Consider the following 14,426-nt stretch of genomic DNA (forward strand, 5'->3'; position numbering starts at 1 on the left):
GTTGAGCAGCTGCGTGTGGTGCAGCACCTCGTAGTCGCCACCCACCTGCGGGTACTCGTTCTTGATGGTGTTGAAGCAGTGCGCGCAGGTCACGACGATCTTGGTGGCGCCGGCCTCGTTGAGCTGCTCGACGTTCTGCTGGGCGAGCATCTGGAAGAGGACCTCGTTGCCGGCGCGGCGCGCGGAGTCGCCGGTGCAGGTCTCGCCGTCACCCAGGACGGCGAACGAGACGCCGGCGGTGTCGAGCAGCTCGGCGACGGCGCGCGAGGTCTTCTTGGCGCGGTCCTCGAAGGCGCCGGCGCAGCCGACCCAGAAGAGGTAGTCGACCTCGGACAGGTCCTCGACGTCCTTGCCGACCTGCTTGACCGGGAACGGCAGGTCCTTGGCCCAGTCGAGGCGGGCGCGCTGCGCCATGCCCCACGGGTTGCCCTTGGACTCCATGTTCTTGAAGAGCCCGCCGAGCTCGGCCGGGAACGCCGACTCGATCAGCACCTGGTTGCGGCGCATGTCGACGATGGCGTCGACGTGCTCGATGTCGACGGGGCACTGCTCGACGCACGCACCGCAGGTCGTGCAGGACCACAGCACGTCCTCGTCGATGACGGCGTCGGGACCGAGGGCGTCGTATGCCGTGAGGGGGTGCTCCTCGTCATACCCGGTCTGGCCGACGAGAGGCATGTGCGCGAGGGCCTTGGTGTGCTCGGGCAGGCCCGCGCGGGCCTCCTCGGACGCGGTCATCCACGGTGCCTTGGCGTGCGCGTGGTCGCGCAGCGTCATGACGAGCAGCTTGGGGGAGAGGGGCTTGTCGGTGTTCCACGCGGGGCACTGCGACTGGCAGCGGCCGCACTCGGTGCAGGTGGTGACGTCGAGCAGCTGCTTCCAGGTCAGGTCCTCGGCCTTGGCGACGCCCATCGAGGAGTCCTCGTCCAGGTCCTCCATGGCGTCCATCGAGAACGGCTTGCCGTCGATGGACATCGGCTGCAGCGCGCCGAGGCTGGTGCGTCCGTCGGCGTTGCGCTTGAACCAGATGTTGAAGAACGCGAGGAAGCGGTGCCAGGCAACGCCCATCGTGGGCTGGAGGGCGATGGTGATCATCCAGGCGAAGGACACGAGGATCTTGATCATCGCGACGAGGTAGATCGACTCGCGCAGCCACGGCTCGGACAGGTTGCCCCAGAGGCCGGACATCCAGCCGGTCAGCGGGAAGTGCAGGCCGATGCTCTCGCCGGGAGAGGTGAGCTTGAGCAGCGCCGCCTCCTGGGAGCGCAGCGAGAGGATGCAGATCGTGACGGCGAGGATCGTGAACTCGACGTAGTAGGCCTGCCACCAGGTCGATCCGAAGAACCGCGAGCGGCGTCCGCCGGAGCCCGCGGCGCTGCGGGGGTGCTGCCGCTGCCGGACGACGATCAGGAAGATGATGCCGAGCAGGCCACCCCAGGCGAGGAGCTCCACGAGCCACTCGAAGGGCGGGAAGTGGCCGATCAGCGGCAGCCGGAAGTCGGCCCACACGAGCTGGAAGAAGGCGTTGACCAGCGTCGAGAAGAGGACGAAGAAGGACAGTGCCGTGAACCAGTGGGCGATCGAGACCCAGGGCAGGCGCGCCATGCGGGTGTGACCGAGGAACTCGCGGACGAGCGTCATGGTGCGCCTGGCCGGCTGGTCGGTCCGCGTGGGGTCGGGCTGACCTGAGCGGAACACCCGGGTGAACCGGAAGACCTGCCGGAAGAGCAGGAGCCATCCGATGCTCGGGATCACGAAGCACAGCACGAGGGCCGTGATCTGCAGTGCTGACATGCGGTGATCCTACGGGCGGGTATAGACAGATGGGCATGCCTGACGAGTGATGTGTGACGGGGATCGCTAGCCCGGACGGGTCCGGTCGGTGGGACAAGGCTGCGCTGAGGTCTTTCTCATAACACAATGTTGGACAAGCGATAACGTGGGAATCACCTGCGCCCCTCGGACGTTGCCTCGGACGAGACCTCGGCAGGCCCACACAGCCATCAGCCGTCAGACATCGACAGAGCGGAGCACGCACCCATGCCCATCCACAACGACGTCACTGCGATCGTCGGCCGCACGCCCCTCGTGCGCATCAACCGGATCATCGACACCAAGGACAGCGGCACCACGGTCGCGGCCAAGCTCGAGTTCTACAACCCCGCCAGCTCGGTCAAGGACCGCATCGGAGTCGCCATCGTCGACGCCGCCGAGCAGGCCGGCGAGCTCAAGCCGGGCGGCACGATCGTCGAGGCGACCTCCGGCAACACCGGGATCGCGCTGGCCATGGTCGGCGCTGCCCGCGGCTACAAGGTCGTGCTGACCATGCCCGAGACGATGAGCTCCGAGCGCAAGGCCCTGCTCAAGGCGTACGGCGCCGAGCTGGTCCTCACCCCCGGCTCCGAGGGCATGAAGGGCGCTGTCAACAAGGCCGAGGAGATCGCCAAGGAGCGGGACGGGGTGCTGGCCCGCCAGTTCGCCAACGCCGCCAACCCCGAGATCCACCGCCGCACGACCGCCGAGGAGATCTGGGCCGACACCGACGGCAACGTCGACATCGTCGTGGCCGGCATCGGCACCGGTGGCACCATCACGGGCGTCGGCCAGGTGCTCAAGGAGCGCAAGCCGGGCGTGCAGATGATCGCCGTGGAGCCCGCCGAGTCCGCCATCCTCAACGGTGGTCAGGCCGGCCCGCACAAGATCCAGGGCATCGGCGCCAACTTCGTCCCCGACGTCCTCGACACGGAGATCTACGACGAGGTCATCGACGTCAACATCGACCAGTCGGTCGAGTGGGCCCGCAAGGCCGCCACGCAGGAGGGGCTGCTCGTCGGTCTGTCCTCCGGCGCCGCGCTCTACGCCGCGTCGCAGGTCGCCGCCCGTCCCGAGAACGCCGGCAAGACCATCGTGGTGATCATCCCGTCCTTCGGGGAGCGCTACCTGTCCACCGTGCTGTTCGAGGGCATCACCTCCTGAGCGGCCGTATGCCGAACCGCCCGCAGTCCCACCGCGACACGAGATGAGCTGATGACATGACGACCTTCTCCACCGCTGAGGCCTATCGCGCCAAGGCCGGCGTCAACCTCGCCCCGCTCGTGACGCAGCGCCAGGGCCGGGTCGGCTTCGTCGCGGGGGTCCTCGAGGACCTCGACGCGGCGATCGAGCGGGACCCGGCGGCGACGGGGCGCCTGCAGATGGCCCTCGTCTCGCCGGGCCTGCACGCCATCTGGTCCCACCGCGTGACGCACCAGCTGTGGCAGCGGCCCTCGCTGCGGCTCCCGGCGCGGCTGCTGTCCAACGTGGCTCGCGCCGTGACGGGCGTCGAGATCCACCCGGGCGCCTCGATCGGTCGGCGCTTCTTCATCGATCACGGGATGGGTGTCGTAATCGGCGAGACCGCCGAGATCGGTGACGACTGCATGCTCTACAACAGCGTCAACCTGGGCGGCCGTTCGCTCGCCAAGGGCAAGCGGCACCCCACCCTCGGCAACGGCGTCACGATCGGGTCCGGGGCTCGCGTGCTCGGGGCGATCACCCTCGGCGACGGCGCACAGGTCGGCGCCAACGCCGTGGTCGTCAAGGACGTCCCGGCCAACGCGGTCGCCGTCGGGATCCCGGCGCAGGTCCGCATTCCGGGACCGGACCAGAGCCCCACGGACGCGATGTACGACGACCCCGCCGTCTGGATATAGGCCCGCCAGGTCGCCTCACCGCGGCGACCGCACCACGGCCGGCCGCAGACCGGTCACCGCACGACGAGGCGCCGCACCCCTTCTGGGATGCGGCGCCTCGTCGTGTGCGGTGCGAGCAGCTGGGTCAGCGGCCCGACTCGTACTTGACGGTCTGGGGCTCCACGTCGCTCGAGCTCTCGACGCCGATCTGGTTGCCGGAGTGGTCGCCGGAGACCTTGGCCTTGGCCGCGGCCGCAGCACCCTGGGCCTTGACCTGGGCGGCACCGGCGGCGTCCTGCGCCTTGGCCTGGGCGGCCGCGGCGGCCTCCTGGGCCCTGGCCTGCACGACGGGGGCCTTCTCCTTGACGGCCTCCGTGGCCAGGGAGACCTTCTCCTGGACGCGGGGGTCGTTCCAGACCGAGTCCGCCTGGGACTTGATCTGCTCGTAGCGGCCCTGGCCAGCGCGAGCGCCGAGGACGTAGCCGAGGCCGGCGCCGGCGATGAACATCAGTCGCTTCTGCATGTGTATCTCCTAGGTGATGGGGGTGACCGCAGCAGCGGTCGTCGACGACAGGATCTCAGGCGAGACGGCCGTCCGTGCCGAGGCCCGTGCTGGACGGGGTGTTGGGCATGCCGACCGGGTCGGCCGTGTAGTCGGTGCGGACGCCCGTGGTGGGGGTGACCCCGGTGGTGTAGGTGGAGGACGTCGAGGTGGACGTCGCCGGGGCGGTGCCGCCGGAGACGGCGCTCACGGCCTTGTCCACCAGCCCGTGCGCCTGGGGCGGGGTCTGGGCCTTGACCGCCTGCGCCGCGTCCGCGATCTTGCTCTGGACGGACGGGTTCTGCAGGGCCGAGGTCGAGCGGTGCTTGAGGGCGTCGTACTGCCCACGACCGCCGCGCGCACCGAGGACATATCCGGCACCGACGCCGGCCAGGAAGCTGAGCTTGTTGAGCATGATGGATCCTTCCGGTTGGAGTGTTCGCTTGTCGTCCCCATGCCCCGCGCGCCCCCGCGTTATGACCTTTGGCCGAATTTTTTGCCGCCCCCCGTCCCGGTAGGCTGGGAGGGTCCCGCACGAGGTCGGCGGGGCGGGAGGGCTCGCATAGTGGCCTAGTGCGGCGGTCTTGAAAACCGCTAAGTCGGTAGCCCCGGCTTCGTGGGTTCGAATCCCACGCCCTCCGCCAGAGGTGCCGAGACGTCGTGGCAGACGGATCGTTGCAGACACCGGTTGTTCACCTCCGGGGGATCACAGCGGAGGGCCTCGATGGTAGGTTTGGGAGTGGTTGCTGAAGCAGTTCCTCGCAAGACGTAGATGTAACCCTCCGCCTTCTGATCTCGACAGGTCGGGCGCGCGGGGGTTGTTCACGAAGGACGGGCATGTCCCGTGACGTGGGGGGTAAGGCAATCTGGACGGCGAGCATCCTGCTCCCCGGTCATAGCCAGACATAACGAAAGTAGTAATACCCATGGCACAGGGCACCGTTAAGTGGTTCAACGCTGAGAAGGGCTTCGGCTTCATCGCTCAGGATGGTGGCGGTCCGGACGTGTTCGTCCACTACTCCGCGATCCAGAGCAACGGCTACCGCAGCCTCGACGAGGCGCAGCGCGTCGAGTTCGAGGTCACCCAGGGCCCCAAGGGCCCGCAGGCGGACGCCGTTCGCCCCATCTGATCCCCGACGATCTCCTCCGGCGCTGACCGGCTCCCGCGGAGCCGGACCCGGAGACCAGAACCCCCGACAGGCAACCTGTCGGGGGTTCTCGGCGTCAACAGGAGGGTTCGCCCAGGCTGCGTCGATACACTCGTCGGAAGTCTGGTCGGCCAACGCCTGCCGTCGCCAACCTGAAAGGTCTCCCCGTGAAGGATCCTGACGAGTCCGCACGTCCGGGCTCGACGGCCTCCACGCCGGGTGGATCGGCACCGGACGGCTCCACCACCTCGGAGCCCACGGTGCCCGCCGATCTCACCCGACGAGAGCTGCGTGCCATGAGGCGCCGTCGTCGACGGCCGATCCTCAAGGGCATCGTCATCGCCCTCGTCGTCGTCCTCGCGGTGGTCCTGGGTGGCGGGCTGTACGCGGCATACCGGCTCAACGGCAACCTGTCCTCGCTGGACATCACCGACAACCTGCTGAAGCCGGCCCCCGGCGCCACCACGGACCCGACCACCGGGCACACGGCCATGAACATCCTGGTCATGGGGGTGGACACCCGGGAGGGCGCCAACAGCGCCTACGGCGACCCCACCAAGGACCCGGGCCTGCGGTCCGACACCACGATGCTCGTGCACCTGGCCGCGGACCGGCGCTCGGCCGTCGTCGTCTCCATCCCGCGCGACGCGATGATCCCCGCTCCGCCGCGCAAGGGCGAGTCCGCAGCCTCCGCCTCAGCGTCCGCCACGGCAACCTCGCCGACGAGCAGCTCCACGTCGACGCAGGCCGGAACCGGGCCTGGTTGCGTCATCGACGCCCCGGTCAGCCAGTGGAGCAAGAGGATCTTCAACTCCAACATCGAGGACGGCGGCGTCAGCTGCGTCGTGGCGACGGTCATGCAGAACACCGGCGTCTCGATCGACCACGTCATGACGGTGGACTTCACCGGCTTCAAGAACATCGTGGACGCGATGGGCACCGTCGAGATCTGCACGACCTCCCCGGTCAAGGACAAGTACAGCGGGCTCGACCTCGCGGCCGGACGGCACCGGCTCGACGGAGAGCAGGCGCTCGCCTTCGTGCGCACGCGCCACGGTGTCGGTGACGGGTCCGACACCGGTCGGGTGCGCCTGCAGCAGGACTTCCTCGCGGCCGTGGTGCGCCAGGCGACCTCGACCGGCGTGCTGCTCAACCCGCCCAAGCTCTACAACGTCCTCGACGCGGCCACGAAGTCGCTCAAGACCGACGCCGACCTCGCCAACGTCTCCTCGCTGTCCGGCCTCGCCTCCCAGCTGCGCGAGCTGCGGCCCGCCGGCATCCGGTTCATCACCGCTCCGGTCGAGCCCTACCCCGCCAACCGGGACCGGGTGCAGCTGAGCCCGGCCGCCACCGACCTGTGGGAGATCCTGCGCGAGGACAAGCCGTGGCCAGGCACGACCGGCGCCTCGAGCTCCGCCTCCGCCTCCCCGAGCGCGACCCCGACCGTGGCGCCGAGCTCGGTCACGGTGAGCGTCGAGAACTCCTCGGGCACGAGCGGTCTCGGCGGTCAGGTCGCCCAGGCGCTGCGCGTGCAGGGCTTCACCGTCGGCGCCGTCACGGCGGCCGCCTCGCCGAGCAACGGCGTGGTCGTCCACCACTCCGCGGCCCAGCTCGCGCAGGCCCAGGAGGTGGCGCTCGCCTTCCCCGGCGCGTCGCTCAGGGCCGACGGTCCCGCCGGGGCCCCGGTGCGGGTGTCCGTCGGGCGTGGCGCCCCCAAGGTCGTGGCGGTGCCCAACCGCTCGGGCACGACGCCGCTGCCGGCGCAGCCGATCACGGCGGCCCCGGTGCCGGGCAGCACCACGTCGAGCACACCGACCCTGCAGGCCAAGGTCGCGAGCGACGACGTCTGCAGCGACACCAGCAAGGGCTGACCGGCGCGCGGGCCGGACGTTTTGCTCCGGCCCGCGCCCGACCGGTAGCCTGGGCAAGTTGCACTGGAGGTGTCGCATAGTGGCCTAGTGCGCCCGCCTGCTAAGCGGGTTGAGGTTGAAAACCTCTCGCGGGTTCAAATCCCGCCACCTCCGCCACACCCTTCACGAGGGATCGAGAGCCCCCGACCACAGCGGTCGGGGGCTCTCGCGTCTCCCCGCGACCAGCCCTCCCGGCCGTATGCCGACCCGGCCGCCGTCTCGGCATACGGGCGCCCTGTCCGAAGTGAGACCCCGGTCACGGCCGGGGTGAGGCACGCCTTAACGTGATGGCATGGACTTCTCTTTGTCTCCGGTGCAGGAGCAGTGGCGCGACCGGATGGCCGACTTCCTCCAGGAGGAGGTCTATCCCGCCGAGGCCGTCGCCCGGCGCGAGGTCGCCGAGCTGGATGCCGAGCACCGGTGGACCCGCCCCGCCGTCATGGCGCGGCTGGCGGACCATGCCCGCGCCGCCGGGCTGTGGAACCTCGGCCTGCCCGCGCCCTACGGCTCGGGGCTGAGCCACCTCGATCTCGCCCCCGTCGTCGAGCTGTCGGGACGGTCGCCGCACCTGGCGCCGGAGGCGATCAACGCCAACAGCCCCGACGTGGGCAACATGGAGCTGCTGCTGCGCTACGGCTCGCCGGAGCAGCAGGAGCGATGGCTCGCACCGCTGGCGGCCGGCGAGATCCGCTCGTCCTTCGCGATGACCGAGCCGGACGTCGCCTCGTCAGACGCGGGCAACATCTCCACCTCCATCGAGGTCGACGAGCAGACCCAGGAGGTCGTGATAAACGGCCGCAAGTGGTGGTCGAGCGGGGCCATGGCTCCCGACTGCCGCGTGATGCTCGTGATGGGCAAGTCCAACCCGCGCGGCCAGCGGCACCTGCAGCACTCGGTCGTGATCGTGCCGAGGGACACCCCGGGCGTGCAGGTCGTGCGGGCGATGTCGGTGCTGGGCTACGACGACCCCTACACCGGGGGGCACGGCGAAGTCGTCTTCGAGGACGTGCGGGTGCCGCTGGCCAACGTCGTGGGCTCGCTGCACCGCGGCTACGCGCTGGCGCAGGCCCGCATGGCGCCCACCCGACTGACGCACTGCCTCAAGCTCGTCGGGGTGGCCGAGCGCGCCTTCGACCTGATGGCCGAGCGCGTGCCGCGACGGGTGGCCTTCGGGCGGCCGCTGGCGCAGCACGGGCTCGTGCAGGAGTGGGTCGCGCAGTCTCGCGTGGCGATCGACCAGGCCCGGTGGCTGGCCTACCGCGCGGCGTGGTCGCTGGACCACCAGGACGACCAGGACTCCGCCGCGGCGATCTCCGCGCTCAAGGTCGTGGCGCCCTCGATGGCCAGCACCGTGGTCGACCGGGCGATCCAGGCGCACGGCGCGCTGGGTCTGTCGCAGGACTCGCCGCTGGGGGAGCTCAACGCCTACGCCCGCCAGATGCACATCGCGGACGGGCCGGACGAGGTCCACCTCATGGCCGTTGCCCGCCACGAGCTGCGGAGGTTCTCGGGCTAGTCCAGCGGCTCGAGCTCCGGGTGGCGCTCGACCGTCGACGCCTCGACGTCGGAGGCCTCGCGGTCCGGCGCGGCCATCCAGCGGCGCAGGGCGACGAACCGGACCAGCGTCGAGACGACGTTGGCGACCGCGACGACGGAAGTCTGCACGCCGGCCGAGGCCCCCGGCGCCGCGGTCTGCAGCCCGAGCAGCGCGAGGCTCGTGAGACCCCAGGTGACCGCGAACACCGCCAGCCCCTGCAGCTGGTGCCGCAGCGCGTCCTGCCGGCCCCGCACCTCGAAGGTCCAGGCCCGGTTGGCGGCGGTGTTGAGGACCGTGGCGACGAGCAGCGCCACCAGGTTGGCCGACAACGCTCCGAGCGCTCCGGTCAGCGCCGCGAACATCCCGAGGTGGAGCACCGTGCTCGCCACCCCGATCGTCGCGAACCTGCCCAGCTGCGTGGCGAGCCCAGCGGCCGGACGCCCCTGCGCCGGCTCGCGGTCAGGTGCCTCGGGTGAGGTGGTGGGTGCCATCGTCTGATCCTTTCCGTGGGGGGTCGGTCGGAGCAGGTATGCCGGAGCCCGGCGCCTCGTCAGGACGCCGCGAGCGGCTGGGTGAGGTCGTAGAACGTCGTGCCGTCGATGCTCACCGTCCGGTATCTCGCGGCCGCCCAGGCCAGGATCTGGCTGGTGGTGGACGTCTCGGTCGAGGAGCCGCCCATGGCGCCCATCCCGCCGGAGGCGAGCAGGTAGTGGATCTGCCCGGAGGCGACGTAGGCCTGGAGCTGCGCCAGGGTCGGCGACGGGTCGGTGCCGTTGAAGCCGCCGAGCGCCATCACCGGCTGCTCGGTGGCGAGCTGGAGGCCGGCTGCGTTCTGGGACCCGACGGCGGCCGCGACCCAGGTGTAGCGGTCGGCGTCGGCGGACAGCGCGCTCACGACCTCGGTCGAGGGGGTGCTGGCGCCGAGCAGGCCGCCCATGCCGCCGGCCATGCCTCCAGCCATGCCACCACGGCCGGTGGTCGGGCCGTTGGTGGTGCCGGTGGCGCCGTTGGCGGTGCCCTGCGGGGGCGTGCCACCCATCCCGCCCGGGCCGCCGCCGGGACCGCCCGTCCCGGACCCGGTCGACGGGCCTGCGGTGACGATCGAGCCGGTGTGCGCGGTGGTGACCGTCTGCACGCTGTAGGCCGCGGGCCCGGCGAGGACCGCGACGAGCGCGGCTCCGGCCACGACCTTGACGGCCGAGGCGTGGATCCGGTCGAGCACCAGCATCAGCAGGGCGGCGGCCAGGCCGAGCACGACCACGAGCCAGCGCAGCCAGGGCAGGAAGTCGGCCGAGCGGGCGAGCAGGACGAAGGACCAGGCCGACGCGATGGCGGTGGCGGCCGCGAGGGTCGTCATACCGAACCGGTCGCGACGCTCCCAGGCGAGGGTGGCGCCGATGGCGACCACCGCGGCCACGGCCGGGGCCAGGGCGACGGTGTAGTAGGCGTGGAAGATGCCCGCCATGAGGCTGAAGGTGAGGGCCGTGACCACGAGCCAGCCGCCCCACACGACCAGCTGGGCGCGGCGGCCGTCGGTGCGGGGGAGGCGCCCCCGCATCACGAGACCGGTGACGAGCAGCAGCAGCGCGGACGGCAGCAGCCAGGAGATCTGCCCGCCGATCTCGGCGTCGAACAGGCGCGTCAGACCGGTCTGGCCCCACCCGTTGCCACCACCCACGGACCCGGTCTCGTCGCCGGTGAGGCGCCCGAACCCGTTGTAGCCGAAGGTCAGCTCGAGGAAGGAGTTGGTCTGCGACCCGCCGATGTAGGGGCGGGCGGAGGCGGGCACGAGCTCGACGATCGCGACCCACCAGCCGGCGGAGAGGACCATCGCCAGCCCGGCCGCGAGCAGGTGCTGGATGCGGCGGCCGAGCGTCGTGTCGGCGGCCAGGAGGTAGGCGAGCGCGAACGCCGGCAGGACCAGGAACACCTGGAGGGTCTTGGTGAGGAAGCCGAACCCGAGGAGGACGCCGGTGGCGACGAGCCAGCGGGCGCGGCCCTCGTCGACGGCCTTGACGGTGGCCCAGGCGCCGAGGGTCATGAGCAGCACCAGCAGCGCGTCCGGGTTGTTGAACCGGAACATCAGCGTCGCGACGGGCGTGAGCGCCAGCGTGGCACCGGCGATCAGGCCCGCGGCGGCACCGAAGTGGCGCTTGATCGTGGCGTAGAGGACGCCCACCGAGGCCACGCCCATGAGGACCTCGGGCAGCAGGATCGCGAACGAGCTGAGCCCGAAGATCCGCACGGACAGGGCCATCACCCACAACGAGGCCGGCGGCTTGTCCACCGTGATGGCGCTTGCGGCGTCCGAGCTGCCGTAGAAGAAGGCCTTCCACGACTCCGAGCCCGCCTGCACGGCGGCGGAGTAGAAGGCGTTGGCCCAGCCGGAGCTCGTCAGGTCGTAGAGGTAGAACGTCGCGGTCGCGCACAGCAGGATGACCAGCGACGGGCGGGCCCAGCTCGGGTCCTCGGCCGGTCCGCGCCACAGGCGGGCCGCCCGCCCCTGGGTGTATGGCGTTGCCGCCGTAGGCTGTTCGCGAGGGGCGGTGCGCGGTGCGGCGAGTCCGCGGGCGCTGCGCCGAAGGGTCGAGATCGTCATGCCCCCAACGTTCGGCCTCGCGGTTGTGGGGACCCTATGAGCCCCCTTTGCCGCCCCTACGGGCCTCGTCGGGTGCTTGGCGAGGGCTAGCGGAGGGGGAGCGTGACCGTGAACTCCGTGCGCCCGGGCACGGAGTCGACCCGCACGTCGCCGTGGTGCGCCTTGACGACGGCGTCGACGATCGACAGGCCCAGGCCGGTCGAGCCGGCGGCCCGGTTGCGGGCGGTGTCGCCTCGCGTGAACCGCTGGAAGAGGTTGGGCTGCAAGGATTCTGGTATGCCGGGCCCGTCGTCCAGCACCCGCAGGACCGCGCGGTCGCCCTCGACGGCCAGCGACGTGCGCACGACGGTGCCCTCGGGCGTGTAGCTGCGGGCGTTGGCGAGCAGGTTGACCAGCACCTGCTGCAGCCGGCCGCGGTCGCCGGTCGTCTCGATGACCGACTCGGGCAGGTCCAGCTCCCAGCGGTGCCCGGGCGCGGTGACCTGGACGTCGCTGACGCACTCGAGCACGAGCATCGACAGGTCGACGGGGGCGTGGTCGAGGGGGCGACCGGCATCGAGGCGGGCCAGCAGGAGCAGGTCCTCGACGAGGGTGGTCATGCGCTTGGCCTCGGACTCGATGCGGTCGAGGGCGTGCCGCACGCCTCCGGGCACGGGTTCGCGCTCCTTGCGGCTGAGCTCGGCATACCCCCTGATCGAGGCGAGCGGTGTGCGCAGCTCGTGCGAGGCGTCGGCCACGAACTGCCGGACGCGGGTCTCGGACTGGTGGCGCGCGGTGAGGGAGCTGTCGACGTTGTCGAGGAGGGTGTTGAGGGCGTGGCCGACCTGGCCGACCTCGGTGCGCGGGCTGGTGAGCTCGCCCGGGACCCGCTCGATGGGGGCCACCTCGCCGCGTGCCAGGTCGAGCTGGGAGACGCGGGTGGCGGTGTCGGCGACGCGGCGCAGGGGACGCAGGCTGCGGCGGACCAGCCAGATCCCGACCAGCGCCATGAGCGCGAGGCCGGTCAGGGAGGCCAGGGTGATCGTCCGCAGCAGCTCCTGGACCGAGGCCTTGACGCGCTGCAGGGGGATGCCGGTGACGATGGTCGTGCCGGAGCGGTAGGACGCGACGAGGCGGTAGCCACCGAGGCCGTCGACGTCGACGCTGCGGGGCTGGCTGCCGACGCCCGACTGCGAGATCGTGCCGACCTGCGCGGTCGTGAGACGGGAGTAGTCGCCGTCGGAGATGACGTAGTCGCTGACCGCGCTGCCGTCCTGCAGGCACAGGCGCAGCATCCCCTCGCCGGTGCCCGGCGGACGGCTGGTGCAGGCCCGGACCACGTCGTCGCCGCCGAAGCGCCCCCCGCGGTCGACCATCTGGGACTGCTCGAGCAGCTGCTGGTCGACCTGCTGGGTGAGGCGCTGGTCCATGACCAGCACGGTCGCGCCGCCCATCGCCACCGTGACGGCGAGGAACAGCGCGACCATCGAGGTCACGAGCTTGGTGGTCAGCGACCAGTCGCGGACGCGCATGAGGTGGTCAGGCGCCGGTGGCGGGCTTGAGGACGTAGCCGACGCCCCGCATCGTGTGGATCATGGGGTCGCGGCCGTGGTCGACCTTCTTGCGGAGGTAGGAGATGTAGAGCTCGACGACGTTGGCCTGGCCGCCGAAGTCGTAGTTCCAGACTCGGTCGAGGATCTGGGCCTTGGACAGCACGCGCTTGGGGTTGCGCATGAGATAGCGCAGCAGTTCGAACTCCGTCGCCGTCAGCGTGATCTCGTCGTCGCCGCGGCGCACCTCGTGGGCGTCCTCGTCCATGACCAGGTCGCCCACGACGAGCACCGACGCGGACTCCTCCTCGGCGATCGCGGTGCGGCGCATGAGGGCTCGCAGCCGCGCGACGACCTCCTCGAGGCTGAACGGCTTGGTGACGTAGTCGTCGCCGCCCGCCGTCAGGCCGGCCACGCGGTCCTCGACGGCGTCCTTGGCGGTGAGGAACAGGACGGGGATGTTGGGGTCGTCCTGACGCATCTTGCGCAGGACCTCCATGCCGTCGAAGTCGGGCAGCATCATGTCCAGCGCGACGGCGTCGGGCTTGAACTCCCGTGCGGCGCGGACCGCCTCGAGCCCGGTGCCGGCGGTGCGCACCTCCCAGCCCTCGTAGCGCAGGGCCATGGACAGCAGCTCGGCGATGTTGGCCTCGTCGTCGACGACGAGGACCCGGACGGGGGAGCCGTCCAGGCGGCGCAGCGCCGGGGTGGAGGTGGTGTGCGTGCTCATGCCCCTCATGACACCCGGCCTTCCTGTGGTGGTGACAGGTCGTTCCTGTGGCGATCCTGTGGGACCACTATGGCGGACTCTTGGCCCCTCGACATGGAGGCCACAGCCCCGCCACAGCGTGGCTCCGGATCGTCGGTGGCAGCCAGAGACCCCGCCGGCAAGGAGACCGACATGCTGCCTCACCTCAAGCACGACGCCACGAACACCATCAACGCTGCACCGACGCCCTCGGCAGAAGCGTCCGACGGAGCCTCGGTGGCGCCGGCCGTGCGCCCCGCCCGGTGGTCGGGCAGGAAGACGGCCGGGGCCGCGGCGCTCGCCGTCGGCATGGCCTCGATCGGGGGAGGCGCGATCGCCGCCGCCGCGCCGACCATCAACAGCCAGACCGAGGGCGGGACGGGCCGGATGGGAGGACCGGGCGGGCCGGGCGGCGGCTTCCGTGGCGGACGAGGCAGTATGCCGGGCCAGGGGCCCGGCCAGGCGGGCCAGCAGGTGCCGGGCCAGCAGGTGCCGGGGCAGCAGGTGCCGGGGCAAGCGGGCCAGGTGGCCCCGGGCGCGACGGGAGCGAGCTGATGCTGCTCGCACGGCTCGTCGCCCGCCACAGCGCACGCCGGCTCCGTGCGACCCCGCGCCGCTCGCGCCTCGACCTGTCCCCGCTCCCGGTGTGCGGCTCCGGGGTGCCTCCGCTCGACGGGCAGGGCATCGACGTGCAACAGCGCTTTCTCAACCTGGTGGACATTCTCTACGACCACGGCAACCGG

Annotated in this window: 14 protein-coding genes and 2 tRNA genes; 9 read left to right on the forward strand and 7 right to left on the reverse strand. The window is 71.1% G+C overall.

Annotated features, from left to right (window positions below; all coding sequences use genetic code 11):
• Positions 1–1,794: (Fe-S)-binding protein (locus B2P18_RS14400; protein WP_286961349.1), on the reverse strand; the 1,794-nt coding region annotated here is incomplete at its 3' end.
• Positions 1,795–2,040: 246 nt separating this feature from the next.
• Here B2P18_RS14400 and cysK point away from each other — a divergent pair.
• Together cysK and epsC are read left to right on the forward strand one after the other, a co-directional pair.
• A complete protein-coding gene (gene cysK, locus B2P18_RS14405; protein WP_019285278.1) occupies positions 2,041–2,976 on the forward strand; it encodes a cysteine synthase A in 936 nt (311 codons plus the stop codon).
• Positions 2,977–3,032: 56 nt separating this feature from the next.
• On the forward strand, positions 3,033–3,692 hold the full coding sequence (epsC, locus tag B2P18_RS14410) for a serine O-acetyltransferase EpsC (RefSeq protein ID WP_286961013.1): 660 nt from the start codon (positions 3,033–3,035) through the stop codon (positions 3,690–3,692).
• Positions 3,693–3,816: 124 nt separating this feature from the next.
• On the opposite strand, the gene B2P18_RS14415 is transcribed toward epsC, so the two are convergent.
• On the reverse strand, positions 3,817–4,194 hold the full coding sequence (locus B2P18_RS14415) for a YtxH domain-containing protein (RefSeq protein WP_286961350.1): 378 nt from the start codon (positions 4,192–4,194) through the stop codon (positions 3,817–3,819).
• Between the two features lie 55 nt (positions 4,195–4,249).
• Complete coding sequence (locus tag B2P18_RS14420) at positions 4,250–4,627, reverse strand: hypothetical protein (protein ID WP_286961351.1); 378 nt, start codon at positions 4,625–4,627, stop codon at positions 4,250–4,252.
• Between the two features lie 136 nt (positions 4,628–4,763).
• On the opposite strand from B2P18_RS14420, the gene B2P18_RS14425 reads away from it, so the two are divergent.
• From B2P18_RS14425 to B2P18_RS14445, 5 genes are all read left to right on the forward strand, one after another.
• Positions 4,764–4,856: transfer RNA gene (locus B2P18_RS14425), tRNA-Ser, on the forward strand.
• Positions 4,857–5,138: 282 nt separating this feature from the next.
• Positions 5,139–5,342 (forward strand): cold-shock protein, encoded by a 204-nt coding sequence (locus B2P18_RS14430; protein ID WP_019285274.1) that lies wholly within the window; start codon positions 5,139–5,141, stop codon positions 5,340–5,342.
• A 314-nt stretch (positions 5,343–5,656) separates the two neighbouring features.
• Positions 5,657–7,231 carry an LCP family protein gene (locus B2P18_RS14435; RefSeq protein WP_286961352.1) on the forward strand — a complete coding sequence of 525 codons (1,575 nt, stop codon included), beginning with the start codon at positions 5,657–5,659 and terminating at the stop codon, positions 7,229–7,231.
• 65 nt (positions 7,232–7,296) lie between these two features.
• Positions 7,297–7,387 (forward strand) — tRNA-Ser (locus B2P18_RS14440).
• Positions 7,388–7,562: 175 nt separating this feature from the next.
• Complete coding sequence (locus B2P18_RS14445; protein ID WP_286961353.1) at positions 7,563–8,786, forward strand: acyl-CoA dehydrogenase family protein; 1,224 nt, start codon at positions 7,563–7,565, stop codon at positions 8,784–8,786.
• Here the strand turns inward: B2P18_RS14445 and B2P18_RS14450 are convergent.
• The 4 genes from B2P18_RS14450 to B2P18_RS14465 all read right to left on the reverse strand — a co-directional run bounded on the left by B2P18_RS14450 (position 8,783) and on the right by B2P18_RS14465 (position 13,665).
• Positions 8,783–9,298 (reverse strand): GtrA family protein, encoded by a 516-nt coding sequence (locus B2P18_RS14450; protein ID WP_286961007.1) that lies wholly within the window; start codon positions 9,296–9,298, stop codon positions 8,783–8,785. The two genes, B2P18_RS14445 and B2P18_RS14450, sit on opposite strands and share 4 nt — an antisense overlap.
• A 59-nt stretch (positions 9,299–9,357) precedes the next feature.
• Entirely contained in the window at positions 9,358–11,406 is a 2,049-nt protein-coding gene (locus B2P18_RS14455) for an ArnT family glycosyltransferase (RefSeq protein WP_286961354.1), read from the reverse strand.
• Between the two features lie 86 nt (positions 11,407–11,492).
• Complete coding sequence (locus B2P18_RS14460; RefSeq protein ID WP_286961356.1) at positions 11,493–12,917, reverse strand: sensor histidine kinase; 1,425 nt, start codon at positions 12,915–12,917, stop codon at positions 11,493–11,495.
• A gap of 7 nt (positions 12,918–12,924) precedes the next feature.
• Positions 12,925–13,665: a response regulator transcription factor gene (locus B2P18_RS14465; RefSeq protein WP_019285268.1), complete on the reverse strand. Its 741-nt coding sequence runs from the start codon at positions 13,663–13,665 to the stop codon at positions 12,925–12,927.
• 171 nt (positions 13,666–13,836) lie between these two features.
• Here B2P18_RS14465 and B2P18_RS14470 point away from each other — a divergent pair, with 171 nt between their 5' ends.
• A complete protein-coding gene (locus tag B2P18_RS14470; RefSeq protein WP_286961358.1) occupies positions 13,837–14,238 on the forward strand; it encodes a hypothetical protein in 402 nt (133 codons plus the stop codon).
• On the forward strand, positions 14,238–14,426 hold a 189-nt coding region (locus B2P18_RS14475; RefSeq protein WP_286961359.1), incomplete at its 3' end, for a hypothetical protein. The genes B2P18_RS14470 and B2P18_RS14475, both read left to right, overlap by 1 nt.

This window comes from Arsenicicoccus sp. UBA2120 (assembly GCF_002330965.1).
GTDB classification, from domain to species: Bacteria; Actinomycetota; Actinomycetes; order Actinomycetales; family Dermatophilaceae; genus Arsenicicoccus; species Arsenicicoccus bolidensis.

What these genes read in the sequence shown, in the direction of transcription:
- B2P18_RS14430 (WP_019285274.1), top strand. Translation starts at nt 5,139, where the DNA reads ATGGCACAGGGCACCGTTAAGTGGTTCAACGCTGAGAAGGGCTTCGGC.
- B2P18_RS14465 (WP_019285268.1), bottom strand. Translation starts at nt 13,665, where the DNA reads ATGAGCACGCACACCACCTCCACCCCGGCGCTGCGCCGCCTGGACGGC.
- epsC (WP_286961013.1), top strand. Translation starts at nt 3,033, where the DNA reads ATGACGACCTTCTCCACCGCTGAGGCCTATCGCGCCAAGGCCGGCGTC.
- B2P18_RS14470 (WP_286961358.1), top strand. Translation starts at nt 13,837, where the DNA reads ATGCTGCCTCACCTCAAGCACGACGCCACGAACACCATCAACGCTGCA.
- cysK (WP_019285278.1), top strand. Translation starts at nt 2,041, where the DNA reads ATGCCCATCCACAACGACGTCACTGCGATCGTCGGCCGCACGCCCCTC.
- B2P18_RS14450 (WP_286961007.1), bottom strand. Translation starts at nt 9,298, where the DNA reads ATGGCACCCACCACCTCACCCGAGGCACCTGACCGCGAGCCGGCGCAG.
- B2P18_RS14445 (WP_286961353.1), top strand. Translation starts at nt 7,563, where the DNA reads ATGGACTTCTCTTTGTCTCCGGTGCAGGAGCAGTGGCGCGACCGGATG.
- B2P18_RS14455 (WP_286961354.1), bottom strand. Translation starts at nt 11,406, where the DNA reads ATGACGATCTCGACCCTTCGGCGCAGCGCCCGCGGACTCGCCGCACCG.
- B2P18_RS14420 (WP_286961351.1), bottom strand. Translation starts at nt 4,627, where the DNA reads ATGCTCAACAAGCTCAGCTTCCTGGCCGGCGTCGGTGCCGGATATGTC.
- B2P18_RS14435 (WP_286961352.1), top strand. Translation starts at nt 5,657, where the DNA reads ATGAGGCGCCGTCGTCGACGGCCGATCCTCAAGGGCATCGTCATCGCC.
- B2P18_RS14460 (WP_286961356.1), bottom strand. Translation starts at nt 12,917, where the DNA reads ATGCGCGTCCGCGACTGGTCGCTGACCACCAAGCTCGTGACCTCGATG.
- B2P18_RS14415 (WP_286961350.1), bottom strand. Translation starts at nt 4,194, where the DNA reads ATGCAGAAGCGACTGATGTTCATCGCCGGCGCCGGCCTCGGCTACGTC.